The organism is Clostridium lacusfryxellense, from assembly GCF_018861735.1.
GTDB lineage: Bacteria > Bacillota > Clostridia > Clostridiales > Clostridiaceae > Clostridium_AD > Clostridium_AD lacusfryxellense.
Window position 1 is genome coordinate 25285 of the sequence record NZ_JAHLEB010000011.1, and the last position, 24840, is coordinate 50124.

General features: G+C 30.7%; 24 protein-coding genes. 1 reads left to right on the forward strand and 23 read right to left on the reverse strand.

What is annotated here, in order from left to right; translation table 11 throughout:
• Window positions 1-20: 20 nt before the first annotated feature.
• The 5 genes from KPL55_RS08405 to KPL55_RS08425 form a co-directional block, all read right to left on the reverse strand.
• Window positions 21-512 carry a hypothetical protein gene (locus tag KPL55_RS08405; RefSeq protein WP_216306267.1) on the reverse strand — a complete coding sequence of 164 codons (492 nt, stop codon included), beginning with the start codon at window positions 510-512 and terminating at the stop codon, window positions 21-23.
• A 156-nt stretch (window positions 513-668) separates the two neighbouring features.
• Complete coding sequence (gene prfA / locus KPL55_RS08410) at window positions 669-1748, reverse strand: peptide chain release factor 1 (RefSeq protein WP_216306268.1); 1080 nt, start codon at window positions 1746-1748, stop codon at window positions 669-671.
• An 83-nt stretch (window positions 1749-1831) separates the two neighbouring features.
• A complete protein-coding gene (gene prmC / locus KPL55_RS08415; protein WP_216306269.1) occupies window positions 1832-2683 on the reverse strand; it encodes a peptide chain release factor N(5)-glutamine methyltransferase in 852 nt (283 codons plus the stop codon).
• Window positions 2684-2727: 44 nt separating this feature from the next.
• Window positions 2728-3633, reverse strand: a complete 906-nt coding sequence (locus tag KPL55_RS08420; protein ID WP_216306270.1) for a DUF1385 domain-containing protein — start codon at window positions 3631-3633, stop codon at window positions 2728-2730.
• Between the two features lie 2 nt (window positions 3634-3635).
• Window positions 3636-4220 carry a thymidine kinase gene (locus tag KPL55_RS08425; RefSeq protein ID WP_216306271.1) on the reverse strand — a complete coding sequence of 195 codons (585 nt, stop codon included), beginning with the start codon at window positions 4218-4220 and terminating at the stop codon, window positions 3636-3638.
• 265 nt (window positions 4221-4485) lie between these two features.
• On the opposite strand from KPL55_RS08425, the gene rpmE reads away from it, so the two are divergent.
• On the forward strand, window positions 4486-4704 hold the full coding sequence (gene rpmE / locus KPL55_RS08430; RefSeq protein WP_216306272.1) for a 50S ribosomal protein L31: 219 nt from the start codon (window positions 4486-4488) through the stop codon (window positions 4702-4704).
• 44 nt (window positions 4705-4748) lie between these two features.
• Here rpmE and rho read toward each other — a convergent pair whose 3' ends face one another.
• The 18 genes from rho to KPL55_RS08520 form a co-directional block, all read right to left on the reverse strand.
• On the reverse strand, window positions 4749-6269 hold the full coding sequence (gene rho, locus KPL55_RS08435) for a transcription termination factor Rho (protein ID WP_216306273.1): 1521 nt from the start codon (window positions 6267-6269) through the stop codon (window positions 4749-4751).
• A 207-nt stretch (window positions 6270-6476) separates the two neighbouring features.
• Window positions 6477-6821, reverse strand: a complete 345-nt coding sequence (locus tag KPL55_RS08440; RefSeq protein WP_216306274.1) for a hypothetical protein — start codon at window positions 6819-6821, stop codon at window positions 6477-6479.
• Window positions 6822-7032: 211 nt separating this feature from the next.
• Window positions 7033-8634, reverse strand: coding sequence for a CTP synthase (pyrG, locus tag KPL55_RS08445; protein WP_216306275.1), 1602 nt, complete (start codon window positions 8632-8634; stop codon window positions 7033-7035).
• Between the two features lie 311 nt (window positions 8635-8945).
• The gene (locus tag KPL55_RS08450; protein WP_216306276.1) at window positions 8946-9239 is read right to left on the reverse strand and encodes a ribose-5-phosphate isomerase; all 294 of its coding nucleotides are present in this window, start codon (window positions 9237-9239) and stop codon (window positions 8946-8948) included.
• Window positions 9240-10361: 1122 nt separating this feature from the next.
• Window positions 10362-10781, reverse strand: coding sequence for a YwiB family protein (locus tag KPL55_RS08455; protein WP_216306277.1), 420 nt, complete (start codon window positions 10779-10781; stop codon window positions 10362-10364).
• A 14-nt stretch (window positions 10782-10795) separates the two neighbouring features.
• Entirely contained in the window at window positions 10796-11779 is a 984-nt protein-coding gene (locus KPL55_RS08460) for a tRNA 4-thiouridine(8) synthase ThiI (RefSeq protein ID WP_216306278.1), read from the reverse strand.
• A gap of 14 nt (window positions 11780-11793) precedes the next feature.
• Window positions 11794-12825, reverse strand: coding sequence for a D-alanine--D-alanine ligase family protein (locus tag KPL55_RS08465; RefSeq protein ID WP_216306279.1), 1032 nt, complete (start codon window positions 12823-12825; stop codon window positions 11794-11796).
• 195 nt (window positions 12826-13020) lie between these two features.
• The gene (ypeB, locus tag KPL55_RS08470) at window positions 13021-14391 is read right to left on the reverse strand and encodes a germination protein YpeB (RefSeq protein ID WP_216306280.1); all 1371 of its coding nucleotides are present in this window, start codon (window positions 14389-14391) and stop codon (window positions 13021-13023) included.
• Between the two features lie 35 nt (window positions 14392-14426).
• Window positions 14427-15056 carry a stage II sporulation protein R gene (gene spoIIR / locus KPL55_RS08475; protein ID WP_216306281.1) on the reverse strand — a complete coding sequence of 210 codons (630 nt, stop codon included), beginning with the start codon at window positions 15054-15056 and terminating at the stop codon, window positions 14427-14429.
• Window positions 15057-15116: 60 nt separating this feature from the next.
• On the reverse strand, window positions 15117-16292 hold the full coding sequence (locus KPL55_RS08480; protein WP_216306282.1) for a Ger(x)C family spore germination protein: 1176 nt from the start codon (window positions 16290-16292) through the stop codon (window positions 15117-15119).
• A complete protein-coding gene (locus tag KPL55_RS08485) occupies window positions 16282-17391 on the reverse strand; it encodes a GerAB/ArcD/ProY family transporter (protein ID WP_216306283.1) in 1110 nt (369 codons plus the stop codon). Before KPL55_RS08485 ends, KPL55_RS08480 begins: the two co-directional genes overlap by 11 nt.
• Before the next feature lie 37 nt (window positions 17392-17428).
• The gene (locus tag KPL55_RS08490; protein ID WP_216306284.1) at window positions 17429-18889 is read right to left on the reverse strand and encodes a spore germination protein; all 1461 of its coding nucleotides are present in this window, start codon (window positions 18887-18889) and stop codon (window positions 17429-17431) included.
• A 45-nt stretch (window positions 18890-18934) separates the two neighbouring features.
• A complete protein-coding gene (locus KPL55_RS08495) occupies window positions 18935-19126 on the reverse strand; it encodes a CLC_0170 family protein (protein ID WP_216306285.1) in 192 nt (63 codons plus the stop codon).
• Between the two features lie 213 nt (window positions 19127-19339).
• Window positions 19340-20182 (reverse strand): 4-(cytidine 5'-diphospho)-2-C-methyl-D-erythritol kinase, encoded by an 843-nt coding sequence (gene ispE / locus KPL55_RS08500; RefSeq protein ID WP_216306286.1) that lies wholly within the window; start codon window positions 20180-20182, stop codon window positions 19340-19342.
• A gap of 170 nt (window positions 20183-20352) precedes the next feature.
• A complete protein-coding gene (locus tag KPL55_RS08505; protein ID WP_216306287.1) occupies window positions 20353-21915 on the reverse strand; it encodes a DUF3794 and LysM peptidoglycan-binding domain-containing protein in 1563 nt (520 codons plus the stop codon).
• A 282-nt stretch (window positions 21916-22197) separates the two neighbouring features.
• Window positions 22198-22455: a Veg family protein gene (locus KPL55_RS08510; RefSeq protein WP_246599354.1), complete on the reverse strand. Its 258-nt coding sequence runs from the start codon at window positions 22453-22455 to the stop codon at window positions 22198-22200.
• Between the two features lie 216 nt (window positions 22456-22671).
• Window positions 22672-23586 (reverse strand): sporulation peptidase YabG, encoded by a 915-nt coding sequence (yabG, locus tag KPL55_RS08515; RefSeq protein ID WP_216306288.1) that lies wholly within the window; start codon window positions 23584-23586, stop codon window positions 22672-22674.
• Window positions 23587-23708: 122 nt separating this feature from the next.
• Window positions 23709-24713, reverse strand: a complete 1005-nt coding sequence (locus KPL55_RS08520) for a CotS family spore coat protein (protein ID WP_216306289.1) — start codon at window positions 24711-24713, stop codon at window positions 23709-23711.
• Window positions 24714-24840 lie beyond the last annotated feature (127 nt).

Sequence of the window (24840 nt, forward strand, 5' to 3'; positions counted from 1 at the left end):
TATAAATCTATATATTAACTTTATTTATGAACGTGGAGGTTTATAACCTTATCCCTATATTCTTTAATTTTTTCTATTGCATCACCAGAAAATACCGCTGAAACACAAAATTTATATAACTCATCCAGCAAGATATATTTTTTAAATCCACCATGATTTATTGTAAAATAAAAATAGTTTTCTTCTGGCATTAAAACTTTAATTTCATAGTACATTTTAGCCACATATGGGTTTTGTTTTATAAAATCTATATCTATAGGATGTATTTTCTTATTCCTAAATCTAGATGTTGTTAATATTACGATATTTAAATCCTTACCTTGTCCGTCAACATGAACTAAAGCCACTTTTTTACATATAATAATAAATTTAACCCTAGCTATTCCGCACCATATACTGATTTTGTATCCATCCAATTTAAAATCCATGTATTCCTCATTAAGTCTAAGCATTACTCCAAGAAAAATCATCATTTCTATGCAAACTAAATAGATTACAAAAAAAAGATTCATAATTTTTGATATTATTAAAATAATAGGTAATAGAACAAAAATAAAGCACATCGATAGCACAAACCTTTTATAAGTTTTTTTTTGCTTTCTAATGGCTTTATTTATATTCATAATTTCACCTTTCAGTTGCGATAATAATATCTTAATGTGATTAAATTAGTTTTCGTTATTACCCATAGCTTTCATCTTTTCTGCTTGATCAGCTGTTATAAGAGTATTCATCATTTCATCAATATCTCCATCAAGAAAAGCGTCTAATCTATGAATTGTTAACCCTATTCTATGATCTGTTACCCTTCCTTGAGGATAGTTGTAAGTTCTAATTCTCTCACTTCTATCTCCTGTACCAACTTGACTCCTTCTATTCTCAGCTATCCCTGCAGATCTCTCAGCCTCAGCTTTATCAAATAATCTAGATTTTAATATCTTTAGAGCCTTTTCCTTATTCTTTAACTGAGATTTCTCATCCTGGCAAGAAACTACAAGTCCTGTAGGAATATGCGTCATTCGTACTGCTGAATCTGTTGTATTAACGCATTGCCCTCCATTACCAGATGCTCTAAACACATCTATTCTTAAATCATTCGCACTAACTTCAATATCAACATCGTCGACTTCTGGTAATACTGCAACCGTAGCTGTCGATGTATGTATCCTTCCACTTGACTCTGTGTCTGGAACCCTTTGAACTCTATGAACTCCACTTTCGTATTTAAACTTACTATATGTAGAGTCACCTTTTACCATGAATACTACTTCTTTAAATCCCCCAATATCAGTTTCATTAGCACTCATAACTTCAACTTTCCATCTATTACGCTCTGCATACCTTGTATACATCCTAAATAAATTTGCTGCAAAAAGTGCCGCTTCGTCTCCACCTGCTCCTGCTCTGATTTCGATGAATACGTTCCGCTCATCATTAGGATCTTTAGGTAAAAGTAATATTCTTAGTTCTTCCTGTATAGTTTCCTTAACCTCATTTAATTCTTTAATTTCCTCTTGAATCATTTCTTTCATTTCTCTATCAGATTCTTCTCTGAGCATTTCCTTGTTTGTTTCTATATCTTCTTTAGCTTTTTTATATATTCTATATTTTGTAACAATTATTTCAAGTGCCGCATGTTCCTTACATAATTTTTGCCATTCATTTTGGTTAGCAATAACCAAAGGATCGCTAATTTTTATTGTAAGTTCGTCATATTTATTTTCCGTAAAATCAAGCCTATCTAACATTTTTATCACTCCGTCTATATATTTTCACATTATTTTATTATATCATAATTATAATTAGAATACAAACTGTATACTACTAATAATTACTCTAATGTTGCTTTAATAACTCTATCATTTCCTGATAGATCTTTGATGCATTTTATTTCCTTAAATCCCGATTTCAAAAGTATTTCACTAACTTCTTCTCTTTGATCATATCCTATTTCAAAAGCTAGAAGGCCTCCTTTTTCTAAAAGACAAACGCTCTCTTTTGTTATCCTTCTATAAAAATCCAAACCATCTTCTCCACCACTAAGGGCTATCATCGGTTCATAATTCTTTACATCTTCCATCAAAGTTGGTATAACATCTTCCCTTATATATGGAGGATTAGAAACTATAACATCAAATTTCATGTTTTGGTTTATTGGGACTTTAAGCAAATCGCTAGCCTGAACATTAACCCTATGAGTCAAGTCGAACCTTTTTATATTAAGATTCGAAACATCTATTGCATCTGGGGATATATCATAAAGCATTACTTTTGCACTTTCTACGAACCTAGCTATTGATATACCAATAGCTCCACTTCCGCTACAAACATCACATATTCTAGTATATCCTTTTTCTTTTACAATATTAATTACTTCTTCAACCAAAATCTCAGTATCGGGTCTAGGTATTAAAACCCCTGGCTTTACTATAAAATCCATAGACATAAACTCACATTCTCCAAGGATGTATTTTATAGGCATTTTATTTCTGCGTTTTTCAACTAATTGTAAAAACTCATTTTCCTGTTCTTCATTAATATTAAAATCTCTATTAAGCATTATGAACAGTTTATCCTTATTTAGAACCTTGCCGAGTAAAAGTTGAGAATCCAACAAATAACTTTCAATTTTTACACTTTTTAATATCTGGTATGATTGTAAAAGTATTTCTCCTATATTCATAACGATCCACCCTCATTCATAATTGCTGCGTATCTAATAACTTGCTAGTCTACAATACCCTCAGCTACCTTAAGCGCTTTTATTGCCACTTCTAGTTGAGACAAATCCGGCTCCCTTGTAGTTAGTTTCTGCAATTTAAGTCCAGGATAAGAAAGGATTTTAGCTAAGGTTCCTCCGCTTTTCCCCATCCACTTAATAATTTCAAAGCTAACACCTGAAATTAAAGGAAGTAGTACTATCCTATACATTATTCTTTCCCATATCGAATTCCAACCAGTTAAAGAAAAAACTATAATACTAACTATCATAACTAAAAATAAAAAATTTGTTCCACATCTTGGATGTAGTCTTCCAAATTTAGCTGCATTTTCTGGTGTTAATTCAACATCATTTTCATAACAAAATATAGTTTTATGTTCCGCTCCGTGATATTCATACACCCTCTTAATATCTTCCATTTTTCCAATAAGATACACATATACTAAAAATATCGAGACTCTAATAATCCCTTCGACAATATTCATCCCCATTGGACCAACACCCATTTTGCTGAAAATACTAGCCACAAGTGTAGGAAGAATAAAAAATAGCCCTACAGATATAACAAGTGAAATAACAAGTGATATACCCATAATTACATCGCCCGATTTTTCTTTAAACAATTTTTGTATCCATTGGTCCATTTTAGAAGGTTCACCCTCCTCTTCAAAAAAAGATGCTGAATAATTCAAAGTTTTTACTCCTATAACTAGCGATTCAATTAAAGAAACAAATCCTCTTATTATAGGGAGCCCTAAAATTTTATTCTTTTTGGTATAAGATGTATAGTCTTTTTTTTCTACTACAATTTCCCCTTGAGCAGTCCTCACAGCAGTAGCGATTCCTGTTTTCCCTCTCATCATAACCCCTTCAATTACTGCTTGACCTCCAACATTAACATTTTTAGCCATAGTTACACCCCTTCCCTTGGAACAATGTGACATTTTCTACATCTTGCTTCGTATGATTCTGTAGCACCTATTAATACAATAGGATCCTCATATTTGGCTGGTTTCCCATTAATTAAACGTTGAGTTCTAGTAGCCGGATTGCCACACACCACACATATAGCCTGAATTTTATCAATAAATTCCGCTACAGCGAGAAGTGTAGGTATAGGTCCAAAAGGAACACCCCTAAAATCCATGTCTAGTCCCGCACATATAACTCTTTTATTATTATCAGCAAGTGTTGTAATTACATCGACTATTCCCTTATCAAAAAACTGTACCTCATCTATAGCAACAACCTGTGTATCATCATCTATAAGGCCTAATATCTGCGTACTATCCTTAACTGGAATTGCATCTACCTTAGTCCCACAGTGCGATACCACATCTACATTACTGTATCTATTATCAATCTCAGGTTTAAACACCTGCACCTTTTGCTTTGCAATTTTTATTCTTCTTATTCTGCGTATAAGTTCCTCTGACTTTCCACTGTACATAGGCCCTATAATAACTTCCACCCAGCCATGATTTTTGGGTCCGTACATATTCACTACCTCCATTTTGTTAATTCACATTTTAATAATCTTCAGTCAAACTCTAATCATATAATTATATATTGCAACCAAATTTAGAATTACAAATATAATTTTAAAATCCAATAAAAGTCTGTATATTTATATTTTATCAAATTTATGCTCTATGTTAAAGTAAAAAATAATTTTATTCTTATTGACTTAATTATTAATTATATGATAAAATTGAATAGTTGACAATACGGATACATATTTATTTTAGAAAGAGGTGAAAAATATGCAAGAAGGAATACATCCAGAATACCATAATGATACAGTTGTTAAATGCGCATGTGGAAACACTTTTATTACAGGATCTACTAAACAAGAACTTAAAGTAGACGTATGTTCTAATTGCCATCCATTCTATACTGGTAAGCAAAAGAATATTGATGCCGGTGGAAGAGTTGATAGATTCATGAAGAAATTTAACATAAAAAATGAAGATGTAGAATAATATATTAATGGAAAAGATTTAATTATCTTTTCCATTTTTTTATTTTATTTAGCTAAAATCTCAAAATTCTTATTTATCATTTCTAAAAATTCTTTATTATTCTTAGTTTGAGATATTATATTTAGAAGTTTTTCTGTTACCCCGTTTGAGTTTCCTTCTCTATACATTATCTTTCTTAAATTGTATATAGTCTCCATTTCAATCTTAGTGAGTAATAAGTCTTCTCTTCTTGTTCCTGATTTATAGATATCTATAGCTGGGAATATTCTCTTTTCTTGAAGTTTTCTATCTAAGTGAACTTCCATATTACCTGTTCCCTTAAATTCCTCAAAAATCATGTCATCCATTCTACTTCCTGTATCTACCAAAGCAGTAGCAAGTATTGTTAAACTTCCACCCTCTTCTATGTTCCTGGCAGCTCCAAAAAATTTCTTCGGCATAAGTATTGCAGCTGGGTCAAGTCCTCCAGACAAAGTTCTCCCTGATGGTGTTACAGTTAAATTGTAAGCTCTAGAAAGTCTTGTTAAGCTATCTAATAAAATAACTACATCTTGCCCTTGTTCAACCATCCTCTTAGCTCTTTCAAGTACCATATAAGCTACTTTTGTATGATGATCTGGCTCTTCATCAAAAGTTGAATATATAACCTCGCCTTTAATAGATCTCTGCATATCAGTAACTTCTTCGGGCCTCTCATCTATTAAAACAACAATTAATTTTATATCTGGGTGATTTATAGAGATACTATTAGCGATTTTTTTAAGAAGTGTTGTTTTTCCTGCCTTTGGTGGTGCTACAATTATACCTCGTTGTCCTTTTCCTATAGGAGAAATAATATCCATAATCCTAGAAGACAAGTCATTTGAAGTAGTTTCTAGTCTCAATCTTTCTGTAGGGTAAATAGGCGTTAACTTTTCAAAAGGTCTTCTACCTACAGCTCTATCTGGATTTTCTCCATTTACTCCCTGCACATATAATAAAGCCTTAAATTTTTCGCCTTCCTTAGGTATTCTAACTTTACCTTCTACTTCATCACCTGTTTTCAAGTTAAATCTTCTGATTTGAGATGGTGAAACATAAATATCGTCAGATCCTGATAAATAATTATGTCCTCTTAGAAAACCATAACTATTATTTTCTATAATTTCTAGAACTCCTCTAGCTGAGCCAGATTCATTTATCATTTCCTGCAATTTTTCTTTTTTATTTTCATTTTGATTTTTAAATCCTGTATCAATTACTTCATTATCGTTCTGATTTTTAAAGCCTGTATCAATCATTTGATTTTCAGCAGATTGTGAACTCTGAATAGGTGTTACCTCGATTGGCTTTTCTGTTTTCACTGCTATACTATCCTCAATTGTAGGAGTTATTGTAGAAGTGATTTTAGGGCTTATTTTTTCTCTTAGAATAACTCCATCCTTTTTTACGGAAACTGGCGTTATTTTCTTAATTTCCTCAAGTAACTCATTTTTTTTAAGTTTAGATATATTTTTTATGCCGAGTTCTTTACAGTGTTCTCTCAGCTCGACAACAGTCATATTGTCTATTTCTTTGTTTATCAAAAATCTGCACCTCCGAAGGGTATTTATATAATATCTATTTAATAAATATCATGGGAATTTAATTTAATTCGATTCTACTATCCAATGAATTTTTAGAAATGATATATATGCTAATTATATCCTATTTAATAATTTTAATCCACTATATTTAAAATTACCATTAACCTCCAAAGTTCTATGCAAATATAATAACGAGTCTTCCTATTTCTATATCAATGCGTAAACTTTCTCTATAGTTTGTCTATATTCATTCACCTTTTCTATAACCTTCTCGACTTTACCAATTAAAAATATAGGCAAGGCTAATTGCTCACATCCCCCTATAACCATGCTTCTTTTTAATAGCTCATTAATATTATAATGATAAATATGATACTCATAGCAAAGAGGACATTTTACTTTCACTAATATTTCATTACCATTATTCACATTGACGCTTATTGATGGTAATTTTGTATTCATACTCTCTATTTCAAATATAGTAAGTTGTTCAATTTTATACTTGCCACTAGAATTTTTTAAAGCCATTGCAATATTAGTATCGAATATCAATAACTTCGCCCCCATATTTAAACCTTATTTATCACACTATATTATATAATATTAAATTCTATAAATCTTATTAAATTCCTTCTATATTTATTTAATAATAAACATAAAAATATCCTATAGGATAGATTTTAAAATTCATCTACTCTATAGGATATTGTTAAATCATATTTATTATGTTCTATTTATGTTCTATTTATGCTCTATTTATGCTCTATTTATGTTCAATAGAAGCCTTAATGAAATCAATAAACAATGGATGTGGGTTATTAGGTCTAGACTTAAGTTCTGGATGAAACTGAACTCCCACAAACCAAGGATGATCTTTGATTTCAACTATTTCAACTAATCTTGAATCAGGACTTGTTCCTGTAAGCATAAGTCCTGCATCAGTTACTGCTTTTCTATATTCATTATTAACTTCATATCTATGTCTATGTCTTTCATATATAACTTCATCAGTGTATGCCTCATGAGATTTAGAATCTTTTGTTAATTTGCATGCATATAACCCGAGTCTCATAGTTCCACCTTTTTCATCTAAATCCTTTTGGTCTGGCATTAAATCTATTACTGGGTACTTAGTCTCTGGATCAATTTCAGAACTATTAGCTCCAGTTAATCCTGCTACGTTTCTCGCATACTCAATAACAGCACACTGCATTCCAAGGCATATTCCGAAGAATGGTATTTTATTTTCTCTAGCATACTTTGTTGCTTCAATTTTACCTTCTATTCCTCTGTCACCAAATCCACCTGGAACCAATATACCAGATACATCTCCTAATATTTCACTTGCATTCTCAGAAGTTACATCACATGCATTTACCCATTTAATTTCTACATTGCAATCATTAGAAAGGCCTCCGTGACTAAGCGCCTCAACAACAGAAATATATGCATCATGAAGTTCAACATATTTCCCAACCAATGCTATTTTTACATTTCCAGATAAATTCTTTAATCTATCAACCATATTTATCCATGAACTATTATCTATTTCATGACACTCTAGTTTTAATTTTTTACATACTAATGTATCTAATCCTTCGTTGTGAAGCATAAGTGGTACTTCGTATAAATTTTCAGCATCTAAATTTTGAATTACAGAGTCAGCTTCTAAATTACAGAACATTGCAATTTTAGCCTTCATATCCTCAGATATTTCCTTTTCAGATCGACATACAATGATGTCTGGTTGAATACCTATACTTCTTAGTTCTTTTACAGAATGTTGAGTAGGTTTTGTTTTAAGCTCTCCAGCTTTTCTTAAGTAAGGTACTAATGTAACATGAATAAAACAAACATTTTCTTTTCCTACTTCATATTTCGCCTGTCTTATTGCTTCTAAAAATGGTAAAGATTCAATATCTCCAATAGTTCCACCAATTTCAGTAATAACAACATCGACATCTTTTTCTTTAGCTACTCTATATACTCTTTCTTTTATCTCATTAGTTATATGAGGTATTACTTGTACTGTACCACCTAAATAATCTCCTCTTCTCTCTTTTGAGATTACTGACCAATATACTTTTCCAGTAGTTACATTACTGCTTTTACTTAGGTTTTCATCAATAAACCTTTCATAATGACCTAAATCTAGATCTGTTTCTGCGCCATCATCAGTAACAAAAACTTCGCCATGTTGATAAGGACTCATTGTACCTGGGTCTACATTTAAATACGGGTCAAACTTTTGAATAGAAACCTTAAGCCCTCTATTCTTTAAAAGCCTTCCAAGAGATGCTGCCGTTATACCTTTACCTAGAGATGAAACCACTCCACCTGTTACAAATATGTACTTAGTACTCATATTACTCCTCCTATGTTTTATAACTCATTATAATTGCTAGTTTTTAAACTTTAATATATTATTAATGTTTTAATTATGTATTATTGATTATGTAAAACTTTTAAAAAGTCTATACTTTTTTATTAAAATAGCTTGACAAATGTTCCAAGCAATTTTATAATAGAAATTACCCTATAAATATAATGGTATAGGTTTTTTTAAAACAATATTAATATCTTATCACACTTTTTTATCATTCACCAGTGTTTTTTTGTTTTTCTTTTTTTCACGTCATTTATTTCGCTTTCTTTCATGTGGTAATCCATTCATAATCATTCTATTTTTTCTAATATATTTTCTATTTCAAAATACATTTCTCTAAATTCTCTATTTATAAAAAATTGTTCCTCTGCTTTCTTTAAACCATAATTAGCTGCCCTTTTACTAGGTATCAGTAAATCCTTATAAATACTTTCAGTATCTTTACATTTAAACTTTTTAAATAATAAGAACAATACATACTTATATTCCTTATTCCTTGATATCTTTAATGTATCATATCTTTTTATACCTTTAACATAGCAGATAGCTTCTATTATCTTCTCATAATCAATATTGGCATACATTAAACCACCCCTAGCTCCTCTAGACATTATTGTCATTAATTAAATTATTGACAATAATCCACAAAAACTATCAATAGAATGCAATTCGTATGATGTTTCTCCTGTGAGACTCCAAATAAAAGTTTGAAACGTGAAATTCCATTAAGAAATTCTAATCTTTTGCAAATATAAAATTCTCTAACACTCACATTCGGCTTGCGCCGGTTCGCTAGCCTTCCTTCCAGTCAGACTCACGAGAATTTTATATTTGCAAAAGAAGAATTTTAAATGGAATTTCAATGTTTCTGCTCTTCTTATTTGGACTCACTCCCGGATAAACTTCATACTGTATGTCCAGTTATATTGTTCAACAACAAAAACCGTTCTAGTTTTTTGCAAGTGCCTGTACCTTACATGGATATTGTTTTAAATGAGGTAATCCGTTGATGATTCTAAACTACTTAAAATAAAGGGTTTATAATTTATTTATCATAAATATCGAATGGCGCTGTAGTATGACTAAACGAGAACTAACTTTTTATGACGTTCTATCATATCTTGAAAAGTTACCATACAAAAGGCATTACAAGACTTATTTAAAGACAATATGATAGATTATATTTTTGACAGAGAGCTTATGTTATATTAGGAGTTTTACATTCTTAAAAAGGTAAATAGCCTCTCTCTTGCAAGTGTGAATGAACTCCATTCAGATATAAATCAATTTATTTCTATGCGAGACAACGCAGATAAAAAAGCATTTATTTATAAGTTAAATGTTTTCTTCAAAAATAAAAATACCCTTAAGCCCTTACATTACGAAGGTTTAAAGATACTTTTTATTAATTTCTTATATACGATCCACACTATATACCTCTTAGCGTAAATATGATATAGTATGAATTTCTACGGGAGTGACATGAAATAAGAAGTGCAGAAACATTGAAAGTTGGTTTAGAAATTCTTGTTTTGCAAATATAAAATTCTCGTAAGCCTGACTGGAAGGAAGGCTAGCGAACCGGCGAATGCCGAATGTGAGCGATAGTGAATTTTATATTTGCAAAACAATAGAATTTTTTAATCAACTTTCACGTTTCAAATTCTTATTTCATGTCACGCAGGAGAAACTTCATACCGATTGCACTATACCTTAATATTAATTTGAAGTGTTGTACTTAAACTTTGTTGATTTCCTATTATCATATCATAATCTATAAATACTTCTCCACCATTGTTATCTATATTCATTTTCAGTTCCCTTGTATCTACAGTTAAATCTAAAGCCCCATGAGGTGTATTATATAATGTTAGATCCCTTGAATATTTTTTAAAATTCATTTCAGTATTAGTAGTTCCAGTTCTTATTAGCGTAAATTTTTCTTGATCAATTTTCAATGTAGTTGTAGTTCCCTTCATTCCAGAAATCTCTGTTTCTTCATATACTGCATAATAACAATTATCTTTTTTATAAAATTCACCAGGTGTTACCACCTCTATTGCATCACCATCATCTTCATTATCTGATTGTCTACTAACTACTGAAATTATTGCTTTTCTTTTCATGAATTTACCCCTCGCTAATTTATAATATAGTTTTTTATTTCTTCTTCCGTGCTAGGCGCTGCATCTATAGTCTTATTTAGGTTATCTTCATTTACTCCATAAATAATAGATACAATTTTTTCGTCTCTCGCTTTACAGTACCGTCCCGTTATCCTTGCAGCTAGTTCAATATCCTCAACTTCACTTTTGCCAACCACGGCCACTGTAGACCCGTTGTGATCTCTGGCTATAAACATCAAATCTTCATCTGTTAAAAGTTGTTCTAGCAATTCCCCTTCAGTCTCCGTTCTTGTAGATATAATTTTAGCATCCTTAGATGACCTAAAATGTCTACCTATTTTAAGTAATTGTAAGTCTTTCTTCGATACATCTTTTTTATACTTTAAAAGGTCTTTAAGTCTTACAGAATAGTTAGGTTCCGTAAGTTTGCATCCACCTGCAGGCGAAGGATACTCTAAAATTCCCCACTTCTTAGCGAGCTCTATTTGAACTTTTCTGTTTCGTCCTTTTATATCCAAAAGAGCTTCTCTATCTATGAGCCCATCTATCTCCATTTGAGTTGGATTTAGATTTTTCGCGCATAATGGTCTTAATATCTTATGTCCTATACCAGATTCATTTTTAACAATATCTAAAGCTGATCTATTTTGAGACATAGGTCTTTGATTTAAGACTTCTCCTGTTATAATAAAATCCGCATGATATTTTTCTAATAATTCTCCACAATATCTCATCATCATAGCATGACAATCTATGCAAGGGTTCATATTTTTACCATACCCATGCTTTGGGTCCTTTACCATTTCAAGATGCTTTTCCGAAAAATCTACAACCACGAGCGGTATATCTATTTGTTTAACGATTTTAATCGCATTCTTTTCACTAAAAAAGTTTGATTTAAAGCATATTCCAATGACTTCTATTCCTTGATCTTTTACTAGTTTTGCTGCAAGTGTACTATCAAGGCCTCCGGAAATCATAGCTAAAGCTGTTGTCATAAAAAATTCTCCTTCTACTTATTATTTCTCTCTATAGCGAGTTCAATAAGTTCATCAATAAGCCCTATATATGTTTTACCTGTAGCTTGCCACATTTTAGGATACATACTTATTTTAGTAAATCCAGGTATAGTATTAACCTCATTTAGATAAACCTCTTCAGTTTCCTTATCTACTAGAAAGTCAACTCTTGCCATTCCCGCACAATCTAATATTTGATAAATTCTTATAGCTTCTGCTTTAATAACATCAAGTTTAACTGATGAGAGTGCTGCAGGTATCAATAGCTTAGATGCTTCACTTTTATATTTAGCCTCATAATCATAAAATTCTTTTGCTGGAATTACTTCTCCAGGCACAGACGCTTCTGGGGAATCATTTCCAAGCACAGCTACCTCTATTTCTCTTGCATTTATAGCTTGCTCAACAAGAATCTTTCTGTCATATTTAAGGGCCTCTTCGACTCCAAGCATTAATTCACTTTTGTTATGAGCCTTTGATATACCAACAGAAGAACCACCATTAGATGGTTTTATAAATACTGAATACCCTAGTTTTTTTTCTATTTTGTCTATTATCAATTCTTTATTTTGATCGTATTCAAAAGCATTTACTACCACATAATCTGCTTGCTTTACATTAAATTTTTCAAGTAAATATTTGGTATATATTTTATCCATGCAAATAGCAGAAGCCATTACACCTGGTCCTACGCAAGGAATATTGGATAACTTACACATACCTTGAATAGTACCATCTTCACCAAATAACCCATGAAGTACTGGGAAAACTACGTCTACTTCTTTATTGAATAAAAGGTTTTGCCCATCTGCTATCTTATAATATTCGTCTGTTTCCCATTTTCCATCTTCTATATTCTCTACGGCTCCAGTATATTCAAACCATAAACCTTCTTTAGTTATTCCTATAGGATATATGTCATATTTCGATTGATCAATATTTCTTAAAACTGAAGCTCCTGATGATCTAGAAACCTCATGTTCTGTGGACTGTCCGCCAAATAATATTGCTATTTTCTTTTTCACTTTCGCCCTCTCCTTATAACCATAATAATTAATATTATATCATCTTTAGCTATTGCTTTGTATTTTAATTTTTAAAACCTAATCTTCATTATAACATTACTTCAAGATATAATAAGGAAATAATAAATAACTCAATAAAAGAAAGGATATCTGCGCACTTTAAACACATATATCCTTTCTTTAACCTTTGTTCAGTTAAATAGTTAATTTCCCATTAGGAGTATCTATTATTTCGATTATTCTTTGCTCATATCCAGTATTCGCATCAATATAAACTATAAAATCTTTATCTTTATATGATCCTAGAAATTCATAACACAAAACCTCTTTATTAGTATCAGTAGGTATAATGGCTAAACTTACTTTACTTATTTTCAGTCTTTTGCCAACCTTTTCCTGAGCTTTTGCTCTTGTTATTTTAGGATTTACTATATCTCTTTTTTCAACATGAGAAACTAGAAACTTTTCAGATTCAATTCCTATAACACTACCATCATCTAATGCTATCTTAAGTTTTATTTGATCTGGATAAACTGCTACTTTTCCTTGTTTATAAACATAGCTCACTACAGCGGTATTATCATAATTTAGAGTATAGGTAGGCTCCATATTTTTATATCCTATTTGGGCAATAAACTTACTACCATCTGCCACTGCTTTTTCGATTTTCACTACGGGTTTGCCTATAGTCCTATTATCTAGAAAATATACTACTTTCCCTCCATTTTTGCTTACTTCTATTGCCGATACTCCATCTTTTTTATCTCTCCCTTTAAATGTTATATTAAAAGTATAGGTAGGTATTCTAGTTTTACCTTGTATTGACTTACTTTCAACACTACTTATATTATCTGCTCCAAACATGTTTTTTACTATTTTAATCGCATCTTTTTCGCTAACTTCCTTTTGAGCGATTATTTTAGGCTTTATTTCTAATATATTATCAGAAAATGGACCATCATAAATTAATGCTGGATATTGAACTATTTGTTTTTGAATACCCGTGAATTTATCAGTCACAAGATCACCACCAGTTTTTGCAAGTACTCCACTACTTTTTTTTCTAATCTCCCCCCATTTAATACTTCCATCATTTATATCACTAAGCACTCCATTTAATTGTTCTTGTAGTGTATATGATTGAAGTTCCAATTTATCAATAGAATCATATTCCTTATCACTAAGTTCTTTTCCTTCTGACGATGCTTTTGCTAGTGTGTAACAAAAATCACCTACCTGAGTTAAAAATTCACTTGTATCGCCAACAACTACTTGGTCAATAGGTAACGAATGTAATTTATCATTTGCAGTTGCGGAATACCTAAAGATTTCTTCAAAAACTATTATACTCTGATCCCTTGATCCAACAATAGCAGATTTTCCAAGATTTACTCTTATGTTTTGCACGGAGTCGACAAGTTCATACATATTTTTGCTATACTGACCTTGAAGGTAATTTCTATAATCTAACCTTTCCAAAAACATTAGTATTGCAAAAGTAGTTGAAAACACAACTATTAAGGTTACGATACCTGTATACAAAACTCTTTTCTTTAGCATTTTCATATGTTTCCCTCCTGATTTTCTTAAGTAAATAATATTTAACTAAATAATTTTCCAAAAATCTCACCCAATTTAAACTTAACAACTATTTTATTACTATCTACAGTATTATCAACTAAATTGTATTCATCATCCGATAATACTGTTTTCATTTCTTTTTCAGTTTTCTCGTAAGATACATTTCCTTTAGTAATATCTACAAAACATAATGGTGGAAACATAACACACCACCAATTTTGACCTGTTCCTGTTCCAATGATTATTCTATAAGCTTCATATTTCCCTTGAGGCAGAGTTATATTTCCATATGTTTTAACTGGGAAATTCTCCTCCGATAGAGCCGCAGTTACAGAATATTTAAATCCATTTTTCTTTATAACTGTTTCCGCTATTTTTTTTATATTTTTATTTTCATTATTTATAATTTTTCTTGATTCTTCTATAGTCGTGCAGGCAGAAAGTTTTGGTGATATATATTTTAAAACAGAATCTCTAACTTTTAATTTTAACTTTTGGTCTATTTTGTCATCACTATTGGCAATTACATGAAACCTTATAAGCTTCCCAGCAACATCACTTTGAGTTGCTTTGACAGATGCGCTATTCCCGTTAATTGCTATATAAATTATAATTATTAAAGCTAAACTTATTGATATAAACTTTTTCATGATAATCCCCCCGAACACAATATTTTATATTAAGAGTATTACCATATTATGTAATTGTATTCACTGCGTTGCTCCAATTCTTCGTATTTTAGTGTCAACATTTACATTTACTGATGCATCTTTATACTTTTTGTCCCACTCCTTTTTTATTTTTTTCCATAACGAAGGTTTGAATTTTTCAATATACTCTCTAGCCCCAAACGGGTCTATATCAAATTCTTTTATTGCAAGTTCCATATCCTTTTGTAAGTCTTCACTAATAGAATTATTGAAATATTTTTGTACTTTTTCTAATTCACCATCATCAAGTAATTTTTTACCTATATAATATCCACCTATTTGTCCTTCAAGGTCTATATCCACATCAATGATTAACTTATTGCCTTTTTCTACAACACTCATTTTCCTATGATACCCATCAATTATATAATCAATAGGGTGTCCTTCCATATATATAGCTTTTTTACCCGCTTTAAACTTTCCACTTAAAAGTTGGATATTAAGTAGTTCAAGCGGTGTAAATTGTCCTTTTAATTCGTAATCTTTAATTATAGCCGCTCCGCTTAACACAATTTCTTTTTTCTCATTATCTAAGTTAATCATTGGTAATAAAGCATTCCCATTTTCACTTAATAATATAAGAAGGTCATTTAAAGTCATGCTCATAATCCTAGAATTTCTATTACTGTTATCCATAAGTCCAGATATATAATATTGGGTACTGTTTTCTGTTTCCGGTTTAAATTTCATGTAATCCTCTGCTGATCCATCCGATACAACTACCTGAATCATCCTACTTATGTTTGGGTTACGCTGCAAATAATCTACTACCTCTTTAACAGTATCTTTGTGTTTTAATATATCACTGGATAATATGAGCAACTTTGTATGACCAAGATATATGTCTCTGCTACTTTTGGCCATGGCTTCAGAATAAGCATCTTCCATAGAATAAGCCTGCGTACTAATGTATTTTTCCTCTGCGCTTCCGCTTTTTTCCGCTCCTACAGTACTCATATCTGGGAACCCATAAGTTACATTTAATTTTTTAACACTTATCGCTGCAAATGGTTCTACTAAATTAAGCTTTTTAAGCTCCTTTTCCTTAGATATATCTTCTCCTGGGTCAATAGCTATAGTAGATATAAAATTACGCCTATCTATCTCTACTTTATCCCAACATCCACTAAGAACTAAACAGCATAATATTAGAGGTAAAATCTTTCTAAATTTCATTTATTTTTTTCCCCCTCTCCCGATTCTTACCTATTATTAATATAAGTATTGGTAATATCACGAAAAGAAATATCGCTATTAATATAACTAGAAGGGTATTAAACTGCATTTTATAAAGTTGAGCTATATTATTTGGATACATTGCTACAATATAAATAATAGGCATTATCAAAAGTGAAGATAGCTTAATATCTTTCAACTTAAATACATTTTTTATTATTTCTCCTGAAAAGAAATAAGTATTAACAAATGTAGTAAAATAGAAAAATATCCAAAATGCCATAACTATTCCTTCCCAGTTTTCTATAAATGTGCCCGATATTTCTAAAGACTGTATCATCGTAATAGTAGGCCATAATAATACTATACTTTGTGCTTTAGAGAATACAGCTAAGACAAGAATCATTACAAGCAAATAAAATATTGTAACGAACATAATACTTCTTTTTAGTACACGAGATGAATTATTCCTATTCTTAATGTAGGGAAGAATAAGATATGCTATTTCTATTCCCCCAAAACAGAATAAAATATATTTGGAAGCACTTAGATAATCCATTGGTTTATTGTTAAGTATAGGTAATAAATTTGTAAAGTCTGCATTTACTGCGGTGAATGTTAAAACAACAAATGCCGGGACAAACATAATCCAAAATGATATTTCATTAAATTTAACTAGGTCTCCAATTTCCCCCCTTACTAAATAAGTTCCGGTTAAAATAGTAGTCACCAAAATAAATTCTGTAGGAGTCCGCCTTAATAAATATAGTTTGATTACTTCAACGAACTCCCGCATTCCAAGGGATACAATAAATATGCTATACATTGCAAACGAAATAGCAAATGCCCCCCCTATTATTTTTCCAAAAGTGCTTTGCAATATATTTGTAAGATCTTCAAAATTATTTTTGAGCATTACCATATAAATAAGATAAATCAATAAACAGACTATTACACCGGCAGCTAAAGTAATCACCCACGCATCACTGCCTACAATACCAATGACTTCCCTAGGGCAAGAAAATATCCCTACACCTACTATAGCTACAGATATTGTAGTAAATAATCCAAAATCTCCAATTACTTTTTTATCTTTCATAATATTTTTTTAACCTCCATGCAGAAGATGATGTTTTTTATTTTTGCCTTATCTTATCTCCCGTTTTCATATATTTAGGTCTTTCTTTAAGTTCTGATATCGGTGCTCTAATGTACATATCTTTTAAATCATTAATATCTGTACTAACTGCAGGAGCTAAATAAGGTATTCCAAAACTTTTCATTCTAACTAGATGAATGAGAAGTAAAATAAGTCCAATTATTATCCCATAAAACCCCACTATCCCAGAGGCAATAACAAGTAGAAACCTTATTAACCTGAAAGCTGTAGCAACTTCATAATTAGGAGTTACAAATGTAGTAATAGCAGTTATTGCCACAATAATTATCATAATAGGACTAACTATTCCGGCACTTACCGCTGATTGTCCTATAACAAGCCCTCCAACAATCCCAATAGTAGATCCAATGGGCCTTGGTAGTCTTATAACAGCCTCCATAAGCAGTGCGAAAAACAGTTCCATAATTATAGCCTCTATAAATGCTGGAAATGGAACCCCTTCCCTAGATGCTGCTATTGCATAAGCTAATTTAGTTGGTATTATAGATGTATGATATGAGGTAACTGCTACATATAATGCAGGTGCGGTAAGAGAAATAAATATAGCAAAAATTCTAAGAAATCTAATTATAGAACTATGCATCCATCTTTGATAATAATCATCGGGAGATTGGAACAAATTAGGCAATGTGGTTGGGACAATTATTGCAAAAGGGGAATTATCTACAACAAGTGCTACTCTACCCTCGTATAATGCTGCCGCTACTACATCAGGCCTCTCGGTGCTCTGTATTTGAGGGAACGGGGAATATTTGTTATCCTCTATAAGTTGCTCAATGTATGCACTATCAAAAACTGCATCAATATCTATTCTCTCTATTCTTTCATTGAGTTCTTTAAGCACATCTTTATTTACTATATCGTCAATATACATAATAGCCACGTCAGTTTTCGATCTAATCCCTATAGATTTAGGCTTAATTCTTAGCCTTGTATCTCTAATTCGTCTTCTAATTAGAGCAGTATTGAATCTTATAGTTTCAGTAAATCCTTCCCTTGCACCCCTTATTACAGTTTCACCAGATGGATCCCCTACACCTCTTGCAGGCCAAAAACGTGTTGCAATAACGTAAGCGCAGTTAAGCTCATCTATAAACATTAATGTGTCACCGGAAAGTGCCGCCTTGACTCCTTCACTTAATTTTTCAACTTCACGCATATCTGTAACTGCAAGAATATTGTCTTTTATTTCCTGTACTTCATCTATTTCCTTGTCAAATGACATTAATGGTTCTAATACATAATCATTCAATAGCAGTTTGTCTGCCATCCCATCAATATAAACTAATGATGCCTTCCACTCTCCAACATTAAAAGTTCTAAAAATAACATCTGAATTATCCTCTAACAATTCTTTTAAATATTTTATATTTTCTTCTGCTATGGGATTAATTTCATCATTAATATCTTCCTTCATAGTTTCACTTCCTTATATATGTATCAATTAACTAAATATGTTTGCCTATAACATCCACCTGAGCATAAATAAAATCATAGATATAATGATTGCAAGCCCTCCTATTACACGTGCTTTTTTACTAATGACTCCCATACCTGATTTTTTGAAATCCCTTGCATCTACTGTTAGAACAACTGTACCCTGAATCAACATCATCACTAAAAAATACATATCAAATAAATCTAAAACTTTCATTTTCTTTCTCCCTATTTAATCTTAATTAGTTCATAATTCATTTGTTAAAGTTTCATATTTTAATATATGTTTTCCACTTTGCTCTAGTTAGTTTTTACGACACATTAAAAAAATATTCACTTAAATAGCTATTCACTCATATAAATACAAAAACGTGTAAAAACCATAAAGGTTTTTACACGTTTTTATATTCTATATTAAATTATTCTACGATTATATTGTTCTAGTTATATATACTTCTTTATATTGGATCTTAAACTTATCATAGCATTTTTGAGCCTTTAACATATCATCAAAAAACGCAAAAATCGTTGGCCCACTTCCGCTCATCATCGAACCTATTGCACCCATTTTACCCATATCTTCTTTTATTCTTTTAAGAACCGGATATTTTCTTAACGTAACATTTTCAAGTAAATTTTTCATATCCTTGCATACATCCACAAGTCTTTCCTCTTCCATAGCACTTATTAATGCTTCTGTATCTGGATGTTTGAAAATTTTATTTATATCTAAGTTCTTAAAAACCTCCTTAGTAGATACTCCAAAGTTAGGCTTAACTAACACTAAGATTTGATTTTTAAAAGGTGCAAGCGGTGTAATAATTTCTCCTATACCTTCACACAAGGCAGTCCCCCCTACAATGCAAAACGGAACATCTGCACCTATCTTAACCCCTAAATTAATAAGTTCCTCATCATCTACATCTATCTCAAATAATTGTTTAAGTGCTTTAAAAACAGCTGCTGCATCTGCACTTCCTCCTGCCATCCCAGCTGCTACAGGAATGTTTTTCTTAAGATATATATTTATGCCTTCATTTATATTATAGGTTTCCATAAAAAGTTTTGCAGCTTTATATACTAAATTCTTATCATTTGTAGGTATATATGGTTTATTACAACTTATATTAATACCCTTATTACATTTTTGAAATGACATAGAATCATATAAATCTACATTTTGCATAATCATTTTTAGTAAATGGTACCCATCTTCCCTTTTACCTATTATGTCTAAAGATATGTTTATTTTTGCATAAGCTTTTACTAACATGATTTTCCTCCAACTCTTTTTAGATGCTAATCTTTCTTCTTAACCCATAACCATTAAAATTAGTATATTACAACAAATTTAATATTGCTACATATAATTTTAAAATAAAGCACTAAAACATTAAAATCCCACAACATTATTAATAACGTTGCGGGATTTTAATGTTTTAGTTATATAACTATTCTACCTGGTATTATAAGTTTTTGTGAAACTTTAATAACATTAGTATCTTCTATTTGATTCACCCTTGCAATTTCCTGTATTGTGGTGTTATATTTTTTAGCAATTTTCCACAAGGTATCCGCAACTTGAACTACATAAATAGTTATGCTAGCCTTCTTTTCTGGTGCCTCCCCCTCAATTGGGAAAACATCAACTAAAAATCTCTTTTGAACCATATAATTCACTCTAGCATATACTTTAACAACTGCTCTAACAGCTATATTTCCAGCCTCAATATCTACATTTATATTCTCTAATGCTACCTTACACATGCTACTCATATTTATCTTAGCGCCTAATATATCGACGCCGCATGTAAACGGAATTTCCTCAGACACTGCAGAGAGATATCTTTCTTCATCATCACTTCGGTATAATACTGTTACATTCATTATACCGTCAACTACAACCTTATCTTCAATCACCTTTTTATCAGTTATACAAACACTAGCATTACTCATTATCACTTTACTAGGTTTTGCCATAGTCTTATCTAATTCTATGTCTCCCTTAACCAATGTCTCTGTTAATAATTGCCCCTGCATTACATTAAGGCTATAATCTTTTTTCTCCATCTCAAGTTTCGTAGTTGGTGAATATACATCTTCAATCATGTCAACATCTTCTTTACGCATAGCTCTTGTATTAGTTTTTATCAAAAACTCTACATCAATAATTCTTTTTTCTCCTAAATCATCTTCTTTAATATCAAATTCCATTGCATCTACCTTAAATTCTGTGTGGTTATCCATATATGGATTTACATCCTCAAAATCTAGTTCCTTATTAAGCATTACTTCATGTTCAATACAAGTTAATTCTCTACTATCTTTGCCCTTATATATCATATTAATAAGTGCATAAGCATTAATTTGGATTTTTCCTTCATAAAGCTTTATTTCTTTCTTATGGATATTTACATCATATTTTATTACTTTAAAAATTTCAGGTTTGTCCATTGGAATTTTTATATTAGCTTTCCCAACAAGTTCTCCAGTAAAATTCCTTATTACTTTATCTATACTAGTAGGATTCTTTAAATATTGAACATCGTTAACAGCATCAATATCTTTAACTATTTGAAAATTAAAATTCTTATATACTTCAGATTTTGATTTCAAAATACCCTCTAAGCATATTTTTCTCTCGTTAACTATTCTGCATTCCATATGTTCAACAAAACACTCAGTATCACAAAGCATTTCAGGCTTTGCACCCATTACATCTATAGTATTTGAAAATTTAGAACTATATACAACATTTTCTACGTCTGTACGTTCTTGATCTTTTGTCATATAAAGAACGTTATACTGAATTTGACCTTCTAAATATACCTTATCCTCAATTATTTCTTTTGAATTTATAAAAGCTTTTACATCTAACATAAGAATTTCCTTAACATCTGGATGAGTATCCGGTATTACAAATTCCTCTTTCACCACTGTATCAACAGTATTTTCTCCTAGTAGTTGCTCATATTCTATGTTCTCTCTTATCAAATTTATCTCCATATTATACCTCCTTGTATTTCTATCGGCGTAGCATTTGTAGAATAGTACACCACTAAAATACCTACTAATAATATATATAGAAATAGCACTGTAAATATGATATCTGATTTTATAATTCGTAAAACAAAATCCAACATAAAATTCAAACAAAAAAAACAAAAGCATACATTATGTAAAATGTACACTTATTACTACATTCTATTAAATATATGCCTTGTTAATCTTATATTAATAAGATTAATTTATAAAAATAAAAAAACGATACTAAAGTGCAGTATCGTCTTATCCTGCAAAAACTATTTGAACCGTCTTTGTCAAAACATCTGAATAACTATACGTCACTGTCCTGTGGGTGTCCTTTTCTAATCTAATAACAAAAATGTTTGGATATGTCTTTTCGATAACTCCGTTATCTACAAGAATTTTCCTTCTTCCACCATTTGCTTTTAATGTAACTCTTTCGCCAACATGACTTTCAATTTCATCTTTTATTGAAGTCAATACATTTATTTTTTCCACAGCAAACACCTCTTTCCACATTTTATATTATACACCATATCTTTTTTATTGTCAAATAAACTTTATATTTTATCACTACTGTTACAATTTTGTCAATGCTGATTTAGTCTTACCAATATTGATTTTCATAGATTAATCACCATATGATTAATCCTTATATGATTTATTACCCTTTACCTTATATAACCTTAATACACATTAATTACGTAATAAATAAATCTACTTTAAGTCTAAGTCTTATATATACTTAGATTTAGGAAACCCCTCTCTATACTTTCCCCTAGTTTGTAATCCTCCTATGCCCGAAATTCCTGTTATGGTGTTTTCTATAACATCTTCTATAGCAACAACACTTTCTATATTTGTATATGCAATCTTCTCAGAAACTAAAACAGGATCTAAACAATGGATTAGGACACGTTCTGGTGAACTTGCAAAATTGGCCCCAGCATCTAAAATAGCCTCATAACAAGATTGGCATGCTCCTGCAAATATCACTAAATCATCATAATTACTATTATAAGTTCTAAGGGCTACAACAGCATCTACAAAAAACTTTGAATTTCTGTAATTATTTAAATTTATATAGTCAGTTATCCCCTTAACCATACCATCATGACCTGTTATTACTACTATGTCCGGTTTAACTTCTTTAACTAAATCAACTATTTCATTTGCTTGATCCTTTTCTGATATCACTCTGCCTACAGCATCTAATGATAACTGCTTATATGTTTTTAGGCAGACCTCTAAGTATTCTGCATCGCCATCCACATGCAGTATTTTACCTGGACGTCCAAACGTCATACCCTTATTTTTGTATTCTTTGTATTTATCCTGTTTTAACTGCATTTCTTTAACTTTTCCTTTGAAATCTATAGCTGCAGATTTATCTCCTCTAGTACCTTTAACCCTATTCATCAATATCTTTTTTATAGATGCATTTACCTTTTTATTAAATACCCTATCAATTTCATAAATTACGTCTTCTGATACTAATTGTAGATCCTCGCTTAAAGAATCTGCTTCTATTCTTAAATTTATACCCTTAAGTAAAAATACATCCTCATTATCTCTTATCACAACATCTATTATTTTAAAAGTAATGTCTCCCCCGTAGGATTTCCTTACTACAATGTCTCCTATTTTCACTTTTGCCACCTCCATATTTAACCTCATAATATATATTATGAAAATATGTATAATAGGTGAAAACAAAAAAAAGTTATGTAAAAATTATATCTACATAACTTTAATAACCATTATATTGCACGCTACTTCTGATTAAATACTCTTTTATAATCTTCAATAAATACCATAAACTTTTCTTTTTCAGAAATTAACTCCTCCATCTTCTTGTTAAAGGTGTTTTGGATCCAAGTAACTTCATTATAATAATACCTATTGCAAAGCCTCCAATAGCGTTGTGGGAATACTAAAAATGCATATATAAGTCTGTACTCTTCTAATGACAGAGGATTTACACTACTATATGCCTCTAAAACAGTTACAGCATATTTTATGTCCCAATCCTGCTTTTTAAGCATTTTGATTAAAAAATTAGATAAATCAAATGCTTTTACTTCTCTTTTGCAATAATCAAAATCAATTATATTAACATCATTATTTTTATCAATAATAATATTATGATAAGTATAATCATGGTGACAAAACCCTTTTTCCTCTTCCGTTTGTCTACATATATCAAAGTACCTAGAGTCATCGAGTATTGCCATTGCTCTTTTGCCTAGTTCTTTTTGAGATTCCATGCTTCTAATATAATTCATATCAAAATCTGTTTTAAAATTCTTCTTCTTTCTAATCATCCCCAGCATTTTATCAAATGACTTTATTCTTTTTTCCATTAAATGAGGCCATCTTCCAAGATCTGTTTTTAGCTTGCTATTCTCTGGTGGGTCATATCCCTTTGATGAAATATGCATATAAGCTAATTTTTTTGCAGCTTGAACTAAATCCTCTTCATTGTGAAAGTCGCATTCTCTACCATCTATCCATTTAGATAACGTGTAAATATCTTCATTAACTAGTGCATATGGATTTCCTTCAGTATTTAAAAAATATCTATCAACCTTGTCAAATCCATTATTTGCAAGATGCTCTTTAGCTCCATACACAAACAAAAGTTTCTGTGTCCCGTAACTGATTTTTTTAAGACACTTAGTTCCGTCATTTGTTTCTAATAGGTATACTCCCTTATTTGGTCGTATACTTTCTATTTTAATGCCGTACTGTCTCTCAATTTCAAATTCCCTCATCATGTTACTCACCCCCCTTATAATTTATATTACTAATATTTCATTTTAGAATAAATTATTGAATGTTTTAACAACATTTATGCTTTCTTTTAATATAATAAAATATATTGATATACTAATTTAGTATTTA

What these genes read in the sequence shown, in the direction of transcription:
- KPL55_RS08405 (WP_216306267.1), bottom strand. Translation starts at nt 512, where the DNA reads ATGAATCTTTTTTTTGTAATCTATTTAGTTTGCATAGAAATGATGATT.
- prfA (WP_216306268.1), bottom strand. Translation starts at nt 1,748, where the DNA reads ATGTTAGATAGGCTTGATTTTACGGAAAATAAATATGACGAACTTACA.
- prmC (WP_216306269.1), bottom strand. Translation starts at nt 2,683, where the DNA reads ATGAATATAGGAGAAATACTTTTACAATCATACCAGATATTAAAAAGT.
- KPL55_RS08420 (WP_216306270.1), bottom strand. Translation starts at nt 3,633, where the DNA reads ATGGCTAAAAATGTTAATGTTGGAGGTCAAGCAGTAATTGAAGGGGTT.
- KPL55_RS08425 (WP_216306271.1), bottom strand. Translation starts at nt 4,220, where the DNA reads ATGTACGGACCCAAAAATCATGGCTGGGTGGAAGTTATTATAGGGCCT.
- rpmE (WP_216306272.1), top strand. Translation starts at nt 4,486, where the DNA reads ATGCAAGAAGGAATACATCCAGAATACCATAATGATACAGTTGTTAAA.
- pyrG (WP_216306275.1), bottom strand. Translation starts at nt 8,634, where the DNA reads ATGAGTACTAAGTACATATTTGTAACAGGTGGAGTGGTTTCATCTCTA.
- KPL55_RS08450 (WP_216306276.1), bottom strand. Translation starts at nt 9,239, where the DNA reads ATGTATGCCAATATTGATTATGAGAAGATAATAGAAGCTATCTGCTAT.
- KPL55_RS08455 (WP_216306277.1), bottom strand. Translation starts at nt 10,781, where the DNA reads ATGAAAAGAAAAGCAATAATTTCAGTAGTTAGTAGACAATCAGATAAT.
- KPL55_RS08460 (WP_216306278.1), bottom strand. Translation starts at nt 11,779, where the DNA reads ATGACAACAGCTTTAGCTATGATTTCCGGAGGCCTTGATAGTACACTT.
- ypeB (WP_216306280.1), bottom strand. Translation starts at nt 14,391, where the DNA reads ATGAAAATGCTAAAGAAAAGAGTTTTGTATACAGGTATCGTAACCTTA.
- spoIIR (WP_216306281.1), bottom strand. Translation starts at nt 15,056, where the DNA reads ATGAAAAAGTTTATATCAATAAGTTTAGCTTTAATAATTATAATTTAT.
- KPL55_RS08480 (WP_216306282.1), bottom strand. Translation starts at nt 16,292, where the DNA reads ATGAAATTTAGAAAGATTTTACCTCTAATATTATGCTGTTTAGTTCTT.
- KPL55_RS08485 (WP_216306283.1), bottom strand. Translation starts at nt 17,391, where the DNA reads ATGAAAGATAAAAAAGTAATTGGAGATTTTGGATTATTTACTACAATA.
- KPL55_RS08490 (WP_216306284.1), bottom strand. Translation starts at nt 18,889, where the DNA reads ATGAAGGAAGATATTAATGATGAAATTAATCCCATAGCAGAAGAAAAT.
- KPL55_RS08495 (WP_216306285.1), bottom strand. Translation starts at nt 19,126, where the DNA reads ATGAAAGTTTTAGATTTATTTGATATGTATTTTTTAGTGATGATGTTG.
- ispE (WP_216306286.1), bottom strand. Translation starts at nt 20,182, where the DNA reads ATGTTAGTAAAAGCTTATGCAAAAATAAACATATCTTTAGACATAATA.
- KPL55_RS08505 (WP_216306287.1), bottom strand. Translation starts at nt 21,915, where the DNA reads ATGGAGATAAATTTGATAAGAGAGAACATAGAATATGAGCAACTACTA.
- KPL55_RS08510 (WP_246599354.1), bottom strand. Translation starts at nt 22,455, where the DNA reads ATGTGGAAAGAGGTGTTTGCTGTGGAAAAAATAAATGTATTGACTTCA.
- KPL55_RS08520 (WP_216306289.1), bottom strand. Translation starts at nt 24,713, where the DNA reads ATGATGAGGGAATTTGAAATTGAGAGACAGTACGGCATTAAAATAGAA.